The following is a 12602-nucleotide window of genomic DNA, read 5'->3' on the forward strand; positions in this document are numbered from 1 at the left end:
TGCCCCGATATTTTAGTTTCGGGGCATATCTTATTGTTTAAAAGGACAGCTATCTAAAAGAGGTTGAATATCTATCTTTATGTCATAGCTCTTTGGCAACTCACAGAGCTCTTCGATACTAGTGGAAGACGATACTTTGATAGGTAAATTACACTCTCGCCCCACTGAAAGGTAGTAATCGAAGAATTTAAACTCTCCTCCTTCCACCGTGTCATCAAAAGAAATATGGTGAGCGGGCACGCCATAAGCGTCAGCAATAATAATTCCGTGTAACGAGCTTGAAACGATTAGCTCACAAGATGCAATATCATCAATAAATGCCTGTACATCATCAGTTTCAATATCAATGACCTTTACATCATCAGGAAAATTTTGCTTGAAGAACGCGTCATTCTTATTGTTGTAGTGCGGAATAATACCTAACTTGTATGCTGACTCTGCTTCGTTGGGCTGTATTAATGTTGGAAGAACTAAAGCAGGATCACCATAAATTTCTGGGCATTCAATTCCTCGAGCGATTAAGATATCTCTGGTTTTAGGACCACGAACTGCATGCACTTTTTTAGGTTTGAAAAGTGGCGTTTTTCTATCCGAAATAATACCACTTCCCCAAACAATCGCATTATCGTTCGAGGATTGTAAGACAGAACCAATGACTAAATAATGTTCTTTATCCGATTTATCGGATGACCAAATAGCGCTCTTCCCTGACAACTTCTCTACGATAAACTTATTTACGACATCACCAAAATTAACTCGTCCATTCCACCAATGTAGTGCTACTTCTTTTGTTGCATCAACTTCTTGAGATTTATCATACTTATACGATAAACGCTTAACAAAACCGCGAAAACCTTTATAGTTTTTCACCATATCTCCTACTTATAGATAGATTTAAGTTTATCTTTATAAAACTTAACGTTTCTCTTATAGTAAAACTTAAGGAACAATCCCAGGTATTTGTTGTTGAATATCTGATTTAATTCCCATAACCTTTTATTTGATGCCTTAAACTCTCTCTCTCGCTTCTCTTTATCTAAACTTTGTTGTAACGTCCAAGAGCCTTCATGCATACTTCGATATACGGACATTTTGTCCGGAATATATAGTGCTCCTTTGCCTAAAACCATTACAGCCTGTAATATTGAATGGTAAAAATTTCTCTTAAAAAACTCTTCATTTTTCGAAACAATATCAAGTAACGGCTGAGCTCTGAAAAAAATTGACGCCATAGGCATCATGCTGCCACCCTTCATTACAACTTGACTGTAATCTATTTTTTTACCCTCTTCTTCAAGATAGCCATATCCTTTATCTTGAATATTTCCATCCAATAAAGTAAAAGACGGATGGAAACAAATATCCACAGAGTGATCGTGTTTAAGGCTCTCATATTGTTTCTGAAGCTTATTGTTATCAATCCAATAATCATCACCCTCACAAATGGCAATATACTCACCTTCTACGTACGGAAGCATAAAAGGAATTACAGTAAATCCTTTTGAATACTGGTTCTCACTCGGGAACACTAATTTTATTTCACACTTACCTTTATAAGTATCAACAATAGATTGAATAACATCACGACTTTTATCTAATGAGCAATCATCATATATAATCAACTCATAATCGAACTCTGTAACTTGATTAAGTATACCATCCAATGCATTTTTTAAATATTTCTCATGATTGTAAGAAATACATAGTACCGAAACTTTTTTTTTCATTGCTATCCTTATCTGATAGAAGCAACCAAGTATATTTATTGATAGACTAAGAAATTTTTTTAGCTGGATTACCAAGCACCGTCGTATTAGAGCGAACTTTGGTAAACACGACAGACCCCATACCAACTGTAGCATCATCTGCTATTTTGACTTTGGGGTGGATAGTTGATCCTGAGCCAATTAATACTCGCTCACCAACTTCTACATAACCATTGATAGTGTTGCTTCCTAGTAAAGAGGTATAGCAACCAATTTTGACATCATGTCCAATAGCACAATTACAGTTGATAAGCGAAAAGTCACCAATAACTGCACCAGGAGAGATGCTGCAGTTTGGGTTAATAATTACACCTTCACCTATTAAAGAGAATGGGCTCAACACAACACTAGGGTGAATAAACGAGATAGCATTACCGCCTTTATCTTTTAGCATTTCGGCAATATTAGCGCGAGCATAACCTTCCCCTCCAAATGCCAAAATAAAATCAAACTGTTTAAGTTCATCTAGCATGGAGATTGATTTTACTTCGTGACCATAAAATGTTGTTCCTGATACAAAATATTCGTCAGTCACACAAAAGCACAAGAAACGTTCACGAATATCATTTACATCTTGTATCCAGCTGTACACTTCCGCAGCTAGACCACTAGCTCCAAATATAATAATTGGATTAGACATTATTTATCCCTGCTCAATCTCGATTTTTTCAACGTGTATTTTTAACAAGCCAAACTCATCATTTATCACGATGCTACTTTCGCTACTATTTACAGATTTATCGCTTGGTTCATCAATAAACTGATAAGCACGTACAGAGTATCTATCACCATCATTATCAATTAGAGCCTTAGGAAAAACTTTAAATGGTCCATAATCTAATGCTCTCAATATGCGATAGTTCTCAAGCGTTGATTGTTTTATATCTAGCCAGCCATTTCCGGGAATATCTTTGGACAGGTACAGATAGTCATACCTCAATGGCTGTTTAGCCAAGCAAGGAGTACTTCCTGTTTGCAACAATTCATCAATTACGTTTGAAAAGGCTTCCAGTCCGGCATGCATACATTTATGAGCGACCTGATATGCTTTGTCATGCTTATCAACTAACACGTCCGAAAAAGCAATAGCCTCACCAGTATCTACACCTTCATCAACATAATGCCAAGTGACACCTGTTTTTTCTAATTGATGAAAAATAGCCCAACTAGGTGCGTTTCTTCCTCGTAAATTTGGTAAAAGTGCATTATGAAAATTGATAATAGTTACATTCTTTAAAGTCAGTAACTTCCCTTTAAAAAGGTAGTTATTATTCGCACTGATGATTAATGTATTACCAGATAGCCACCTGAGTAACGAAGACTCGATTTCTTCTTTCGTATGCTTAAATTGATATGCGACGTCGTGTTTTTGCGCAAATGACTCAAGAGTAGAAAAAGGTTGCATCTCTGTCTGTAACAATTTCAGCGTCACATCATATTGAAGAAGCTTGGAAGCTACGTCTTGAGCTATCTTACCAAAACCGATCACGATTACGGTTTCAAACTTTAATTTAGACACTGCGCCCTCCATCAATCACAAGATCTAAACCAGTCACCCAGCGAGACGCTCTGCTACTCAAAAAATAACAGGCCTCTGCAACATCTTCAGGTTTGCCTAAACCTAAAGGATATAGGTTATGTAACTTTTCAAGCGCTGCTTCGCCCAAATCAACCGCTACATCTTTTGTGTGCTTGGTCTCAACCCACCCAGGCGAAACGGTATTTACTCTGATTTTACGCGGAGCTAATTCTCTAGCCATTGATTTACTTGCAGAAATCAATGCACCTTTTGCTGCAGAATAAGCAACTAATCCTGGCTCACCAACGAAATGGGCAATGCTAGAAATCAGTGTAATACTTCTATCCTGAGACTTATCTGAATACAAAGCATTCGAAAAAAGCTGGCAAAGGAGCAAGTGACTATTCACATTCGTTTGCATAGTCAAAAGAAGCTCTTCATCCGATACTAACTTCAACGGCAAGATTTTATGGTAGCCCGCAGCACAGATAAGATCTGTAACTTTACCTTGCTCAGTAACGATCTTTTTCAACAGCGGTTTTAATGATGAAGGAGACTTCAAATCCCAAACATAAGCGGCAGAGGAATCTTTTCCTAAAGATTCCTCTGCGATTTTAAGGCTCTCTTTATTACGTCCAAGAAGGATCACAAAGTTTCCCTCTTGAACATGTTTGTGAGCAATACTCAAGCCAATGTCTGAAGTCGCTCCTGTGATAAGAACTTTTCTTTTCATCGAAATTACTGAGGAAGTAGCTCGAGCAATTGACCCACAGTTTTTCGTTCGATTAAATCACCGTGCCCAATTTCTACTTGATATTCATCTGCGAATAAAGTGATAAGAGACAATTGGGCTAAAGAGTCCCACTCTCCCGTTTCTTGATATTCAAAATCAGGAGTTAGCTCTTCTACTTCCAACTCAAGGATCTCAGCTAGTTCTTCCAAAAAAACAGTCATTTATACATCCAACTTAATTAGTTTACATAGTGTAAGTTCATTGAGATCAACCAAGGTTGCCCCCCAACTCAGACCTACACCAAAGCCTGATAATAGTGCTTTTTTACCCTCAAAGCCCGAATTCTTCATCCAAGATGATAAAATCGACATTGGAACAGTTGCGGACGAAGAGTTACCATAAATAGTCACTACCTCTGAAGGTAACTGCTCTTCCGTTACCTTCAGTGCTGAACGGAAACGATCCAAGATAAACTTATTTGCTTGATGAAAGAAAAAGTAGTCAATCTCTTCTGGTTTTGTGTTCGTTTCAATAAACTCTTTAATAAAATTTATTACCGTTGTTTGAGTAAACGTAAAAACGTCTCTACCTTGCATGACCAAATGTTCAGAGCAACGCCAATTCCCTTCTTCGTCCTCGGCAAGAGTGGCAGTATCAGACGTACAAGGGTGTACCATACCACCTGATGGGATCATTAGAGCTTTCGCTCCTTTACCATCATGTTTGATCTCAAGAGGAGCCTTCACATTTTCCGCTCTTTTTTCTATTAAAGAGATAGTAACTGCATCCCCAATAAGAGGGTATGAATTACGATCTTTTAAAGAAACCTTACGGCTTAAAACATCACCAGCAATTAGCAAAACTTTTTGCGCATCACTATTACGAATTAGGCTCGAAGCTTCAAACAAACCTCGAATATAACCGTTGCAACCATCGTTGATGTCCATGCAATAACAATCGGTTTTAAAGTCAAAAGCACCATGTACTATCGAAGCCGTTGATGGAATAGGGTAATCAGGGGTTTGAGTTACCACCAAAATTCCATCCACATCCTGATAGTCGCACCCAAGAGTGGTTGACAGGTCCTCAAGCAAAGGAAAAATCATATCAGTGAGCGCCGTTTCTTTTGAAACAACATGATGTTGATTGTATCCCATTAGCTTCTTCAGCTTTTTAGAGCTCTGCTCTGTGTGTGAGTAGTTTTTTATCTCATCATCAAAGTAAGAAATATGCTTTGGGACGGCTGCGATTATCCCTTTCAGCGAGATATTGCCAATGTCACTTTTCATAAGTTAACCTTGAATCTTTTTAAGATACTCACCAATAACATGCGGCGAAACAAAATTCTCAGGAACCAAACCTTCACCAGGGATTGAAATAGCTAGCTGAGCTTCGATCTCACTTACTAGGACTAACAAATCAAAAGAGTCCAACAGACCTGATTCAAAAAGTTCAGTATCTTTAGCAAACTCATGTTCTGGTTTCATTGTGGTTAGGATTGCTATAATTTTTTCACACATACTACTATTTAACCTTTACAAATTCTTGTAGCGCTTTCTCTGAAAAAGCTTTTCTATTTAACTTACCATTTGGCGTAAAAAGCATTTCTTGTACAAAGCCAATCTTGCTTGGAATCATGTACTTTGGTAAACGTTTCGTCAGTGCAACTTTAAGCTCAACTTCACTCATTGAACTACTGCATTGAACAAAAGAATAAAGCACTTTATCTTCTGATAAATAACCAACAACACACTGTTCGACAGCATCTAGCTCCATGATCTGAGACTCAATTTCACCAAGTTCTATACGATAGCCATTGTGCTTAATCTGGAAGTCTTTTCTACCAATATAATAAATTAAACCATCAACAAGTCTAACCAAGTCTCCGGTACGATAGATCATATCAATGTATTTATCTTGAAGAGGGTTTTGACAAAATACCTCTTCTGTTTTTTCTGAGTTAGCCCAATAACCAAGCGCTAAGCTAGAGCCTCGAACGCACAATTCACCTTCATCATTACGCTGGTCGTTTTCATCTAGGATTAAAATGCCTGAGTTATGGCAAGGTATCCCTATAGGTAAGCTATCCCCGTCCCAGTCTGACGGCACATCATAGTAGGTGCAATCAACGGTAATTTCTGTTGGTCCGTACAAGTTAGAGTAATGAGCATTAGGATGCTTATCTAACCAGTACTTAATCGTCTTCGCTGGCATAACTTCCCCAGCAAAAAATACATTCTTCAAGCATGGCAATTGAAACTGATCAAGTAACTTAAGATTCGCAATATTTACAAGCAATGAAGGAACCCAGAAGATCGTTGTTATTGCTTTTTCTTTTAAGTATTCAAGTGTTTTCTGAGGAAAAATAAACACGCTTTCAGGGATAACATGCAATTCTGCCGCATTAGACAACGCCAAATAGATGTCTAAAGTCGAGTTATCAAAGAATAGTGGTGCTTGACTACCAATAATATCAACATTGCTCACTTTATAGGCAGAATTAGCCCAGTCAATATAATCAATAATACTAGAGTGGCAAATAGTGACACCTTTTGGTGTGCCAGTAGAGCCTGAAGTAAAAATTATATAGCATGGATCTTTATCAATAACGGTTTGATTAAACTTTTCGATATCAACCCAAATCTCTTGCATAGGTAGCTTAGATGCCGGTATTTCATCGATATTAATAGTTGAAATTGGATGATCTAATTCTAATGAATTTAATAAATTTCGTGACGTTTCATCATAAAGAACAAGACAATCTTGAAGGTTAGATAAGATCTTTAATAGTCGTTCTTTAGGTGAGTTAATGTCTACGGGACAGTAAATCCCTCCAGCCATTGTCGCAGAAAAGATCATGGAGAGTGCATTTACAGATTTTTTCGCAAACACAACAATCGGCTTGTTTAAACTTCCCAGCTGTCTTAGTTGCAATGAGATAGCATATGACTTTGCTGTACTTTCTGCATAAGTCAAAGAGTGGCTCGAATCCGAAACACAAATATTTTCTGGGTGTTTCATCGACGATGCTTGTAGATATTTCAGGATGCTGTTTCTCATCTTATATTCTCTTTTTGCAACCAATCATGATTTTTAAAGTATTTGTTTTATCTTGTTTACCATTGATTCACACAAATCAAAATATATAGGCAAGCATAAGATCCTTTTACTAGTCGAGCGACTAACTTCACATGGAGTTCCTTCATGACCATAACTATCAACAAGATCTAAACTTGGATAAAAGTACCTTCTTGGAAAGATATTATTCGCTTCCAAATTAGCCTTAGCTCTAAGTAATGACGGCTCCGAATCAAACACAATTGGTACATACGCACCATTAGGTTTTGAGCTATCCAACCAATGTTGCATTTGGAAAACATCAGAAAGGTGAGTTTGATAACTTTGCCATAAGCCTCTTCGCTTGGTCATGATACTTTCTATATCATCTAGAACGCAGTGACCCATAGCTGCTTCAAACTCATTCATCTTGGCATTGGTTCCAACACCTTCTATTGAATCCGGTCCCGTTATTCCAAAGTTAATCATAGAGCGTACTTTAGCTGCTAGCTCATCACATTGCGTAATCACAGCTCCACCCTCTATCGTGTGGAATAACTTTGTAGCATGGAAACTTAATGTACTTATATCACCGTGCGTTAATACACTTTCTTTATTTAGATCCACACCAAAAGCATGAGCGGCATCATAGATAACTTTTAAACCGTGCTTGTTTGCTATAGCTTGAATCTCATTGACTTTACATGGATTACCAAACACGTGCACCGGTACTATTGCAGACGTTTTTTCTGTAATAAGATCTTCAATTAAATCAGGATTTATATTAAAGGTATCACTTTCAATATCACAAAAAACGGGTGTTAAGTTTTCCCAACTAAGCGTGCTTGTAGTCGCAGCAAAAGAGAAAGGTGTTGTGATCACCTCTCCTGTAAGATTTAATGCCTTATAAGCAACCTGAAGTGCTAATGAGCCATTTGCAACCAATATAACATGCTTAACACCAAGATACTCAGCTAGTCGAGATTCTAAATCCTTAACGAGAGGACCACTATTGGTCAACCAACCGCTCTCGTACACACGATCAACATATTGTTTATACTTATCTTTTGACGGTAGATATGGTTTTGTTACAGGAACAATTTCATTGCTCATCATTTAATATCTCATTGCAACTAACGAGTAGTGCTATTTTTGTTCGGTGATTAACTCGGAAAGGTAACGTCCGTAATCATTTTTTTGCATCGGTTTTGCAATAGATAGTAGCTGGTCCCTTGTTAACCACCCATTGCGCCACGCAATCTCTTCTAAACAGGCAACTTTCAGGCCTTGAACATTCTCAATGGTTTGAACAAACGAAGAGGCTTCATGCAGGCTTTCATGTGTTCCAGTATCTAACCAAGCAAAACCTCGCCCTAGTAATTGAACATTCAGGTCACCTTGCTCAAGGTACATCTGGTTTAGCGTCGAAATCTCTAACTCACCACGAACTGAAGGTTTAACTTTTTTTGCCAATTCGACGACTCGGTTATCATAAAAATACAGCCCAGTGACAGCATAATTGGATTTAGGCTTTACTGGTTTTTCTTCAATTGAAATCGCCTGCATATTGGCATCAAATTCTACAACGCCAAATCGCTCAGGATCTTTAACCTGATAACCGAATACCGTCGCACCACGGCTCTTCATCGCAGCTTGCTGAAGAATAGGAGTGAACCCCTGCCCATAAAAGATGTTGTCACCCAGCACTAAACATACTGAATCATCACCAATGAATTCTTCACCAATGATGAAGGCTTGAGCTAAGCCGTCTGGACTTGGTTGAATCGCGTATTGCAACTCAATGCCAAACTCTGAGCCATCACCTAATAGGCGCTGAAAACCCTCCAGGTCTTCTGGCGTGGTGATGATCAAGATTTCACGAATGCCAGCAAGCATGAGTACCGACAACGGGTAGTAAATCATTGGTTTGTCATAAACCGGCAGTAACTGCTTAGAGACACCGCGTGTAATAGGGTAAAGGCGAGTGCCCGAGCCGCCTGCTAAAATAATACCTTTCATTATTCGCCCGCTCCTAGTCGCTCAAGACTGTATGAGCCATCAAGCACACGCTGCCACCATTGCGGATTATTGAGGTACCATTCCACGGTTTTGCGAATACCGCTTTCAAACGTTTCTTCTGGCGTCCAGCCAAGCTCTTGAGCGATCTTGGTGGCATCAATTGCGTAACGAACATCATGACCAGGTCGATCTTTGACATAAGTGATCAAAGATTCATAAGACTCGACCCCGGCCGGCTTATCTGGTCGCAACTCTTCAAGCAAAGCACAAATGGTTTTCACCACTTCGATATTTGCTTTTTCGTTATGGCCACCAATGTTGTAGGTTTCACCGACTTCACCTTCGCAGACCACTTTGTACAGCGCGCGTGCATGATCTTCCACAAACAGCCAATCTCGGATTTGCATACCATCGCCATACACAGGCAACGGCTTGCCGTCGAGGGCATTTAAAATCATCAGAGGGATCAACTTCTCTGGGAAGTGGTACGGGCCATAGTTGTTTGAGCAATTGGTGACAAGTGTCGGTAAGCCATAAGTACGTTGCCAAGCGCGAACCAGATGATCGCTCGAGGCTTTTGACGCTGAATATGGGCTACTCGGCGCGTATGAAGTGGTTTCGGTGAACAAATCATCCGTCCCCTCTAAATCGCCGTACACTTCGTCCGTAGAAATATGATGAAAACGGAATGCCGATTGGCGCGCTTCATCTAGGCTCGACCAATATTGACGGGCCGCTTCGAGCAGATGGTAAGTGCCCATCACGTTGGTCTCAATAAAAGCAGCAGGACCATCAATAGAACGATCGACATGAGATTCGGCGGCCAAATGCATCACCCTATCGGGTTGATGCTCTGAAAAAACGCGGTCTAGTTCAGCTCGGTCACAGATATCCACTTGCTCGAAGTAGTAACGTTCACTATCTGAGACATCAACCAGTGACTCTAGATTCCCTGCGTAGGTCAGTTTATCTAAATTGATAACGGTATCTTGGGTGTCACGAATGATATGTCGGACAACAGCTGACCCAATGAAGCCTGCTCCACCGGTTACTAATATTTTCATTACAAATGTTACCTACGTTAATTTGTGTGCCATCAGATACACATGAATACTTTATGATTATTGTAGTTTATAGACTCACTCGAGCATCGTTAGACTCAAGAGGGCTTACTTAGAGCAATTAATGCAAAATAATAAAAAACTCAATTAAGATTGAGAAGCATAACCGTCCTGCAAATGCTCAAAATCGGATTCTTGCCAAATAATCTGTCGCTTTAAACGCTCTTTATTAAATGAACGCAGGAGTCTACTTAGATTTTGATCTTTCCAATCACCAGAAGTTTCAAAACGACACTTATCAAAATCGATAATCCATACCTTATCTTTGTCGTCGATCAAGATATTGTGGATATTCAAGTCGGTATGGTTAACGCCAACCTGATGCATCTTGGCAATTTCTTGCCCTATTTTCTGATACATTTCTGCCGATAACGATTGTTCTTGCAAGATACTAACCAGATCTCTGGCGTTTGGGATTCGCTCACTTAATAAATCAGCTTGATAGAAGAGCCCTGACTTTACGGCTCTTGCTGAAATTGGACGAGGAACGTGCACCCCAGCCTCAATTAGCGCCAACAAAAGCTGAAACTCTTGCGCACAACGGGTGTTATCCCAGCCAGAGAACCAATAATGATCGTTAACCAACTTCCCAAACAAACCGCCACGACGGTAATGACGCAGTGCTGCTTGCATGTTCTCTAGTTGGATAAACCAAGTCGTGCCTCTACCCGTCGCACTGCCAACCACCTTGTCTAAGGACTGCCAGTATTCCGCATCAAATATCGGTTGGCTAGGGTCTGTAATGATCTCGTCATCAAACCAGATCATTTGGTTGTTGTTTTGATACTGTTGAGTCACGCGCTTACCCTCTAGCCTAAATATCGGCTGGCTAATATATACAACCAAGTAAATCCGGCGAACACCAATGCAACCATAACGGCAGCAGAGCCTATGTCTTTAGCTCGACCACTGAGTTCATGCCGCTCAATACCGATACGATCAACCACAGCCTCAATAGCTGAATTCACAAGCTCTACAATCAAGACTAACACCACGACCCCGATCATTAAGATACGCTCAACCATGCCGACATCCACTAACCAAGCCAAAATCACAGCGATACTCAACAGAGCCAACTCTTGTCGAATGGCGGCTTCATGCTTAAAAGCCGCTTTTAATCCTTGGATCGAATAACCCGTCGCTTTAACGATGCGCTTTAGCCCGGTATTACCCGGTTTGCCAGATTCTTGCGATTGATGCGGTGTTATCTTTGACATTGCAGAACACTTATCAGTACTTAGCTATATTCGAGCCGTGTATTTTACATTTATTGGGGATGTCTGCATAATTTACCTGCCTCTATTCATCGAATCAGACAATAATTATGTTCACTTCTGCCCCATCGTCATTATGCATCTTGCGTTTGTCCGCTATTGGAGACGTTTGCAATACCATCGCCACCGTTCAAGCTGTTCAGAAACACTGGCCTTCGACTCAGATTACTTGGATAACGGGTAAACTTGAAGCCCAGTTATTAGCCGCCATTGATGGCGTAGAAGTGATTGTTTTTGATAAAAAAGCAGGACTCGATGGCTACAAATCGCTTTGGCGACAGCTGAAAGGCAGAGAGTTTGATGCGCTATTGCATATGCAGTACGCGATTCGAGCGAGTGTCGCGACGTTGGGCATTAAAGCAAAATACAAACTTGGTTTCTCTTCTGATAGAAGCCAAGATTTTCAGACGCTATTTACCAATGTCAAAGTGCCTTCCCCGCAATCTCTGCATGTCGCAGATGGCTTAATGGCCTTTGCCCATCAAATTGGAGTACCAAAGGCAGAACTGGACTGGGTACTTTCTTATTCAGATCACGACCAAGCTTGGGCAGAGTCTCATATTTCTCGTAATAAACCTAACCTGCTGATTGTGCCTGGTGCGAGCAAAGCTTATAAAAACTGGAACGCGGAAGGTTATGTGGATGTGATTCATCACGCCAGAGCTAAAGGCTGGAACGTGATTCTGGCAGGTAGCCCAGCTCAAGTTGAACTGGATTTGGCTGAAGCCATTCAATCTCGCTTGGAAGAACCGTGTCTAAATTTAGTTGGACAAAGTTCAATTCTGCAAATGCTTGCGTTAATAGATAAGGTTGAAATGGTCATCGCGCCCGATACCGGACCAGCACACATGGCGAATGCAATGAAAACGCCAATCATCGGGCTCTATGCACACCATAATCCGCTGCGAGTGGGACCTTACCGCTACCTAAAATACGTTGTCTCGGTTTATGAAGAAACGATCTTTGCGGAAACAGGCAAAAACAGTCACGAGTTAAGCTGGCGAACTCGCGCTAAAGATGAAACGGCAATGAACCGCATTACCAGCACTCAAGTAATGAGCATGTTCGATCAAGTCTTAGAAGATTTGTATCCTCAATACCAGTAAACTTACT

The 12602-nt window shown here is 40.2% G+C and carries 15 protein-coding genes; 1 reads left to right on the forward strand and 14 read right to left on the reverse strand.

All coding sequences use genetic code 11. From position 1 onward, the window contains the following. Window positions 1-30: 30 nt before the first annotated feature. The 14 genes from F7Y48_RS13435 to F7Y48_RS13500 all read right to left on the reverse strand — a co-directional run bounded on the left by F7Y48_RS13435 (window position 31) and on the right by F7Y48_RS13500 (window position 11432). Entirely contained in the window at window positions 31-870 is an 840-nt protein-coding gene (locus tag F7Y48_RS13435) for a polysaccharide pyruvyl transferase family protein (protein ID WP_185090660.1), read from the reverse strand. A gap of 8 nt (window positions 871-878) precedes the next feature. Continuing rightward, on the reverse strand, window positions 879-1727 hold the full coding sequence (locus tag F7Y48_RS13440) for a glycosyltransferase family 2 protein (protein ID WP_158173584.1): 849 nt from the start codon (window positions 1725-1727) through the stop codon (window positions 879-881). A gap of 46 nt (window positions 1728-1773) precedes the next feature. Continuing rightward, window positions 1774-2406: a NeuD/PglB/VioB family sugar acetyltransferase gene (locus tag F7Y48_RS13445; protein WP_258507090.1), complete on the reverse strand. Its 633-nt coding sequence runs from the start codon at window positions 2404-2406 to the stop codon at window positions 1774-1776. A gap of 3 nt (window positions 2407-2409) precedes the next feature. After that, window positions 2410-3285 (reverse strand): formyltransferase family protein, encoded by an 876-nt coding sequence (locus F7Y48_RS13450; RefSeq protein ID WP_258507092.1) that lies wholly within the window; start codon window positions 3283-3285, stop codon window positions 2410-2412. Next, the gene (locus tag F7Y48_RS13455) at window positions 3278-4018 is read right to left on the reverse strand and encodes an SDR family NAD(P)-dependent oxidoreductase (protein WP_124007357.1); all 741 of its coding nucleotides are present in this window, start codon (window positions 4016-4018) and stop codon (window positions 3278-3280) included. The genes F7Y48_RS13450 and F7Y48_RS13455 overlap by 8 nt, the downstream gene beginning before the upstream one ends. A 5-nt stretch (window positions 4019-4023) precedes the next feature. Continuing rightward, entirely contained in the window at window positions 4024-4239 is a 216-nt protein-coding gene (locus tag F7Y48_RS13460; protein ID WP_124007356.1) for a phosphopantetheine-binding protein, read from the reverse strand. After that, a complete protein-coding gene (locus F7Y48_RS13465) occupies window positions 4240-5307 on the reverse strand; it encodes a ketoacyl-ACP synthase III (protein WP_124007355.1) in 1068 nt (355 codons plus the stop codon). A gap of 3 nt (window positions 5308-5310) precedes the next feature. Continuing rightward, complete coding sequence (locus F7Y48_RS13470) at window positions 5311-5538, reverse strand: phosphopantetheine-binding protein (protein ID WP_124007354.1); 228 nt, start codon at window positions 5536-5538, stop codon at window positions 5311-5313. A gap of 4 nt (window positions 5539-5542) precedes the next feature. Beyond that, on the reverse strand, window positions 5543-7078 hold the full coding sequence (locus F7Y48_RS13475; protein ID WP_258507095.1) for an amino acid adenylation domain-containing protein: 1536 nt from the start codon (window positions 7076-7078) through the stop codon (window positions 5543-5545). Window positions 7079-7111: 33 nt separating this feature from the next. Beyond that, on the reverse strand, window positions 7112-8191 hold the full coding sequence (locus F7Y48_RS13480) for a DegT/DnrJ/EryC1/StrS family aminotransferase (protein WP_258507097.1): 1080 nt from the start codon (window positions 8189-8191) through the stop codon (window positions 7112-7114). 30 nt (window positions 8192-8221) lie between these two features. Further along, window positions 8222-9094 (reverse strand): glucose-1-phosphate thymidylyltransferase RfbA, encoded by an 873-nt coding sequence (gene rfbA, locus F7Y48_RS13485; RefSeq protein WP_316684565.1) that lies wholly within the window; start codon window positions 9092-9094, stop codon window positions 8222-8224. Continuing rightward, on the reverse strand, window positions 9094-10158 hold the full coding sequence (gene rfbB, locus F7Y48_RS13490) for a dTDP-glucose 4,6-dehydratase (RefSeq protein ID WP_104974585.1): 1065 nt from the start codon (window positions 10156-10158) through the stop codon (window positions 9094-9096). The genes rfbA and rfbB overlap by 1 nt, the downstream gene beginning before the upstream one ends. Window positions 10159-10302: 144 nt before the next feature. Next, window positions 10303-11013 (reverse strand): 3-deoxy-D-manno-octulosonic acid kinase, encoded by a 711-nt coding sequence (locus F7Y48_RS13495; protein ID WP_316684566.1) that lies wholly within the window; start codon window positions 11011-11013, stop codon window positions 10303-10305. An 11-nt stretch (window positions 11014-11024) separates the two neighbouring features. Beyond that, window positions 11025-11432, reverse strand: a complete 408-nt coding sequence (locus F7Y48_RS13500; RefSeq protein WP_258643164.1) for a diacylglycerol kinase — start codon at window positions 11430-11432, stop codon at window positions 11025-11027. Window positions 11433-11539: 107 nt separating this feature from the next. On the opposite strand from F7Y48_RS13500, the gene F7Y48_RS13505 reads away from it, so the two are divergent. Further along, window positions 11540-12595: a glycosyltransferase family 9 protein gene (locus F7Y48_RS13505; protein ID WP_256955272.1), complete on the forward strand. Its 1056-nt coding sequence runs from the start codon at window positions 11540-11542 to the stop codon at window positions 12593-12595. Window positions 12596-12602 lie beyond the last annotated feature (7 nt).

The sequence above is a fragment of the Vibrio sp. 2-1-2a genome, from assembly GCF_032648565.1.
Classification (GTDB): Bacteria; Pseudomonadota; Gammaproteobacteria; order Enterobacterales; family Vibrionaceae; genus Vibrio; species Vibrio diabolicus.

Bases quoted from the DNA above. Each gene is read 5' to 3' on its own strand.
- F7Y48_RS13465 (WP_124007355.1), bottom strand. From the start codon at position 5,307: ATGAAAAGTGACATTGGCAATATCTCGCTGAAAGGGATAATCGCAGCC.
- rfbB (WP_104974585.1), bottom strand. From the start codon at position 10,158: ATGAAAATATTAGTAACCGGTGGAGCAGGCTTCATTGGGTCAGCTGTT.
- F7Y48_RS13440 (WP_158173584.1), bottom strand. From the start codon at position 1,727: ATGAAAAAAAAAGTTTCGGTACTATGTATTTCTTACAATCATGAGAAA.
- F7Y48_RS13460 (WP_124007356.1), bottom strand. From the start codon at position 4,239: ATGACTGTTTTTTTGGAAGAACTAGCTGAGATCCTTGAGTTGGAAGTA.
- F7Y48_RS13445 (WP_258507090.1), bottom strand. From the start codon at position 2,406: ATGTCTAATCCAATTATTATATTTGGAGCTAGTGGTCTAGCTGCGGAA.
- F7Y48_RS13480 (WP_258507097.1), bottom strand. From the start codon at position 8,191: ATGATGAGCAATGAAATTGTTCCTGTAACAAAACCATATCTACCGTCA.
- F7Y48_RS13470 (WP_124007354.1), bottom strand. From the start codon at position 5,538: ATGTGTGAAAAAATTATAGCAATCCTAACCACAATGAAACCAGAACAT.
- F7Y48_RS13505 (WP_256955272.1), top strand. From the start codon at position 11,540: ATGTTCACTTCTGCCCCATCGTCATTATGCATCTTGCGTTTGTCCGCT.
- F7Y48_RS13500 (WP_258643164.1), bottom strand. From the start codon at position 11,432: ATGTCAAAGATAACACCGCATCAATCGCAAGAATCTGGCAAACCGGGT.
- F7Y48_RS13455 (WP_124007357.1), bottom strand. From the start codon at position 4,018: ATGAAAAGAAAAGTTCTTATCACAGGAGCGACTTCAGACATTGGCTTG.
- rfbA (WP_316684565.1), bottom strand. From the start codon at position 9,094: ATGAAAGGTATTATTTTAGCAGGCGGCTCGGGCACTCGCCTTTACCCT.
- F7Y48_RS13475 (WP_258507095.1), bottom strand. From the start codon at position 7,078: ATGAGAAACAGCATCCTGAAATATCTACAAGCATCGTCGATGAAACAC.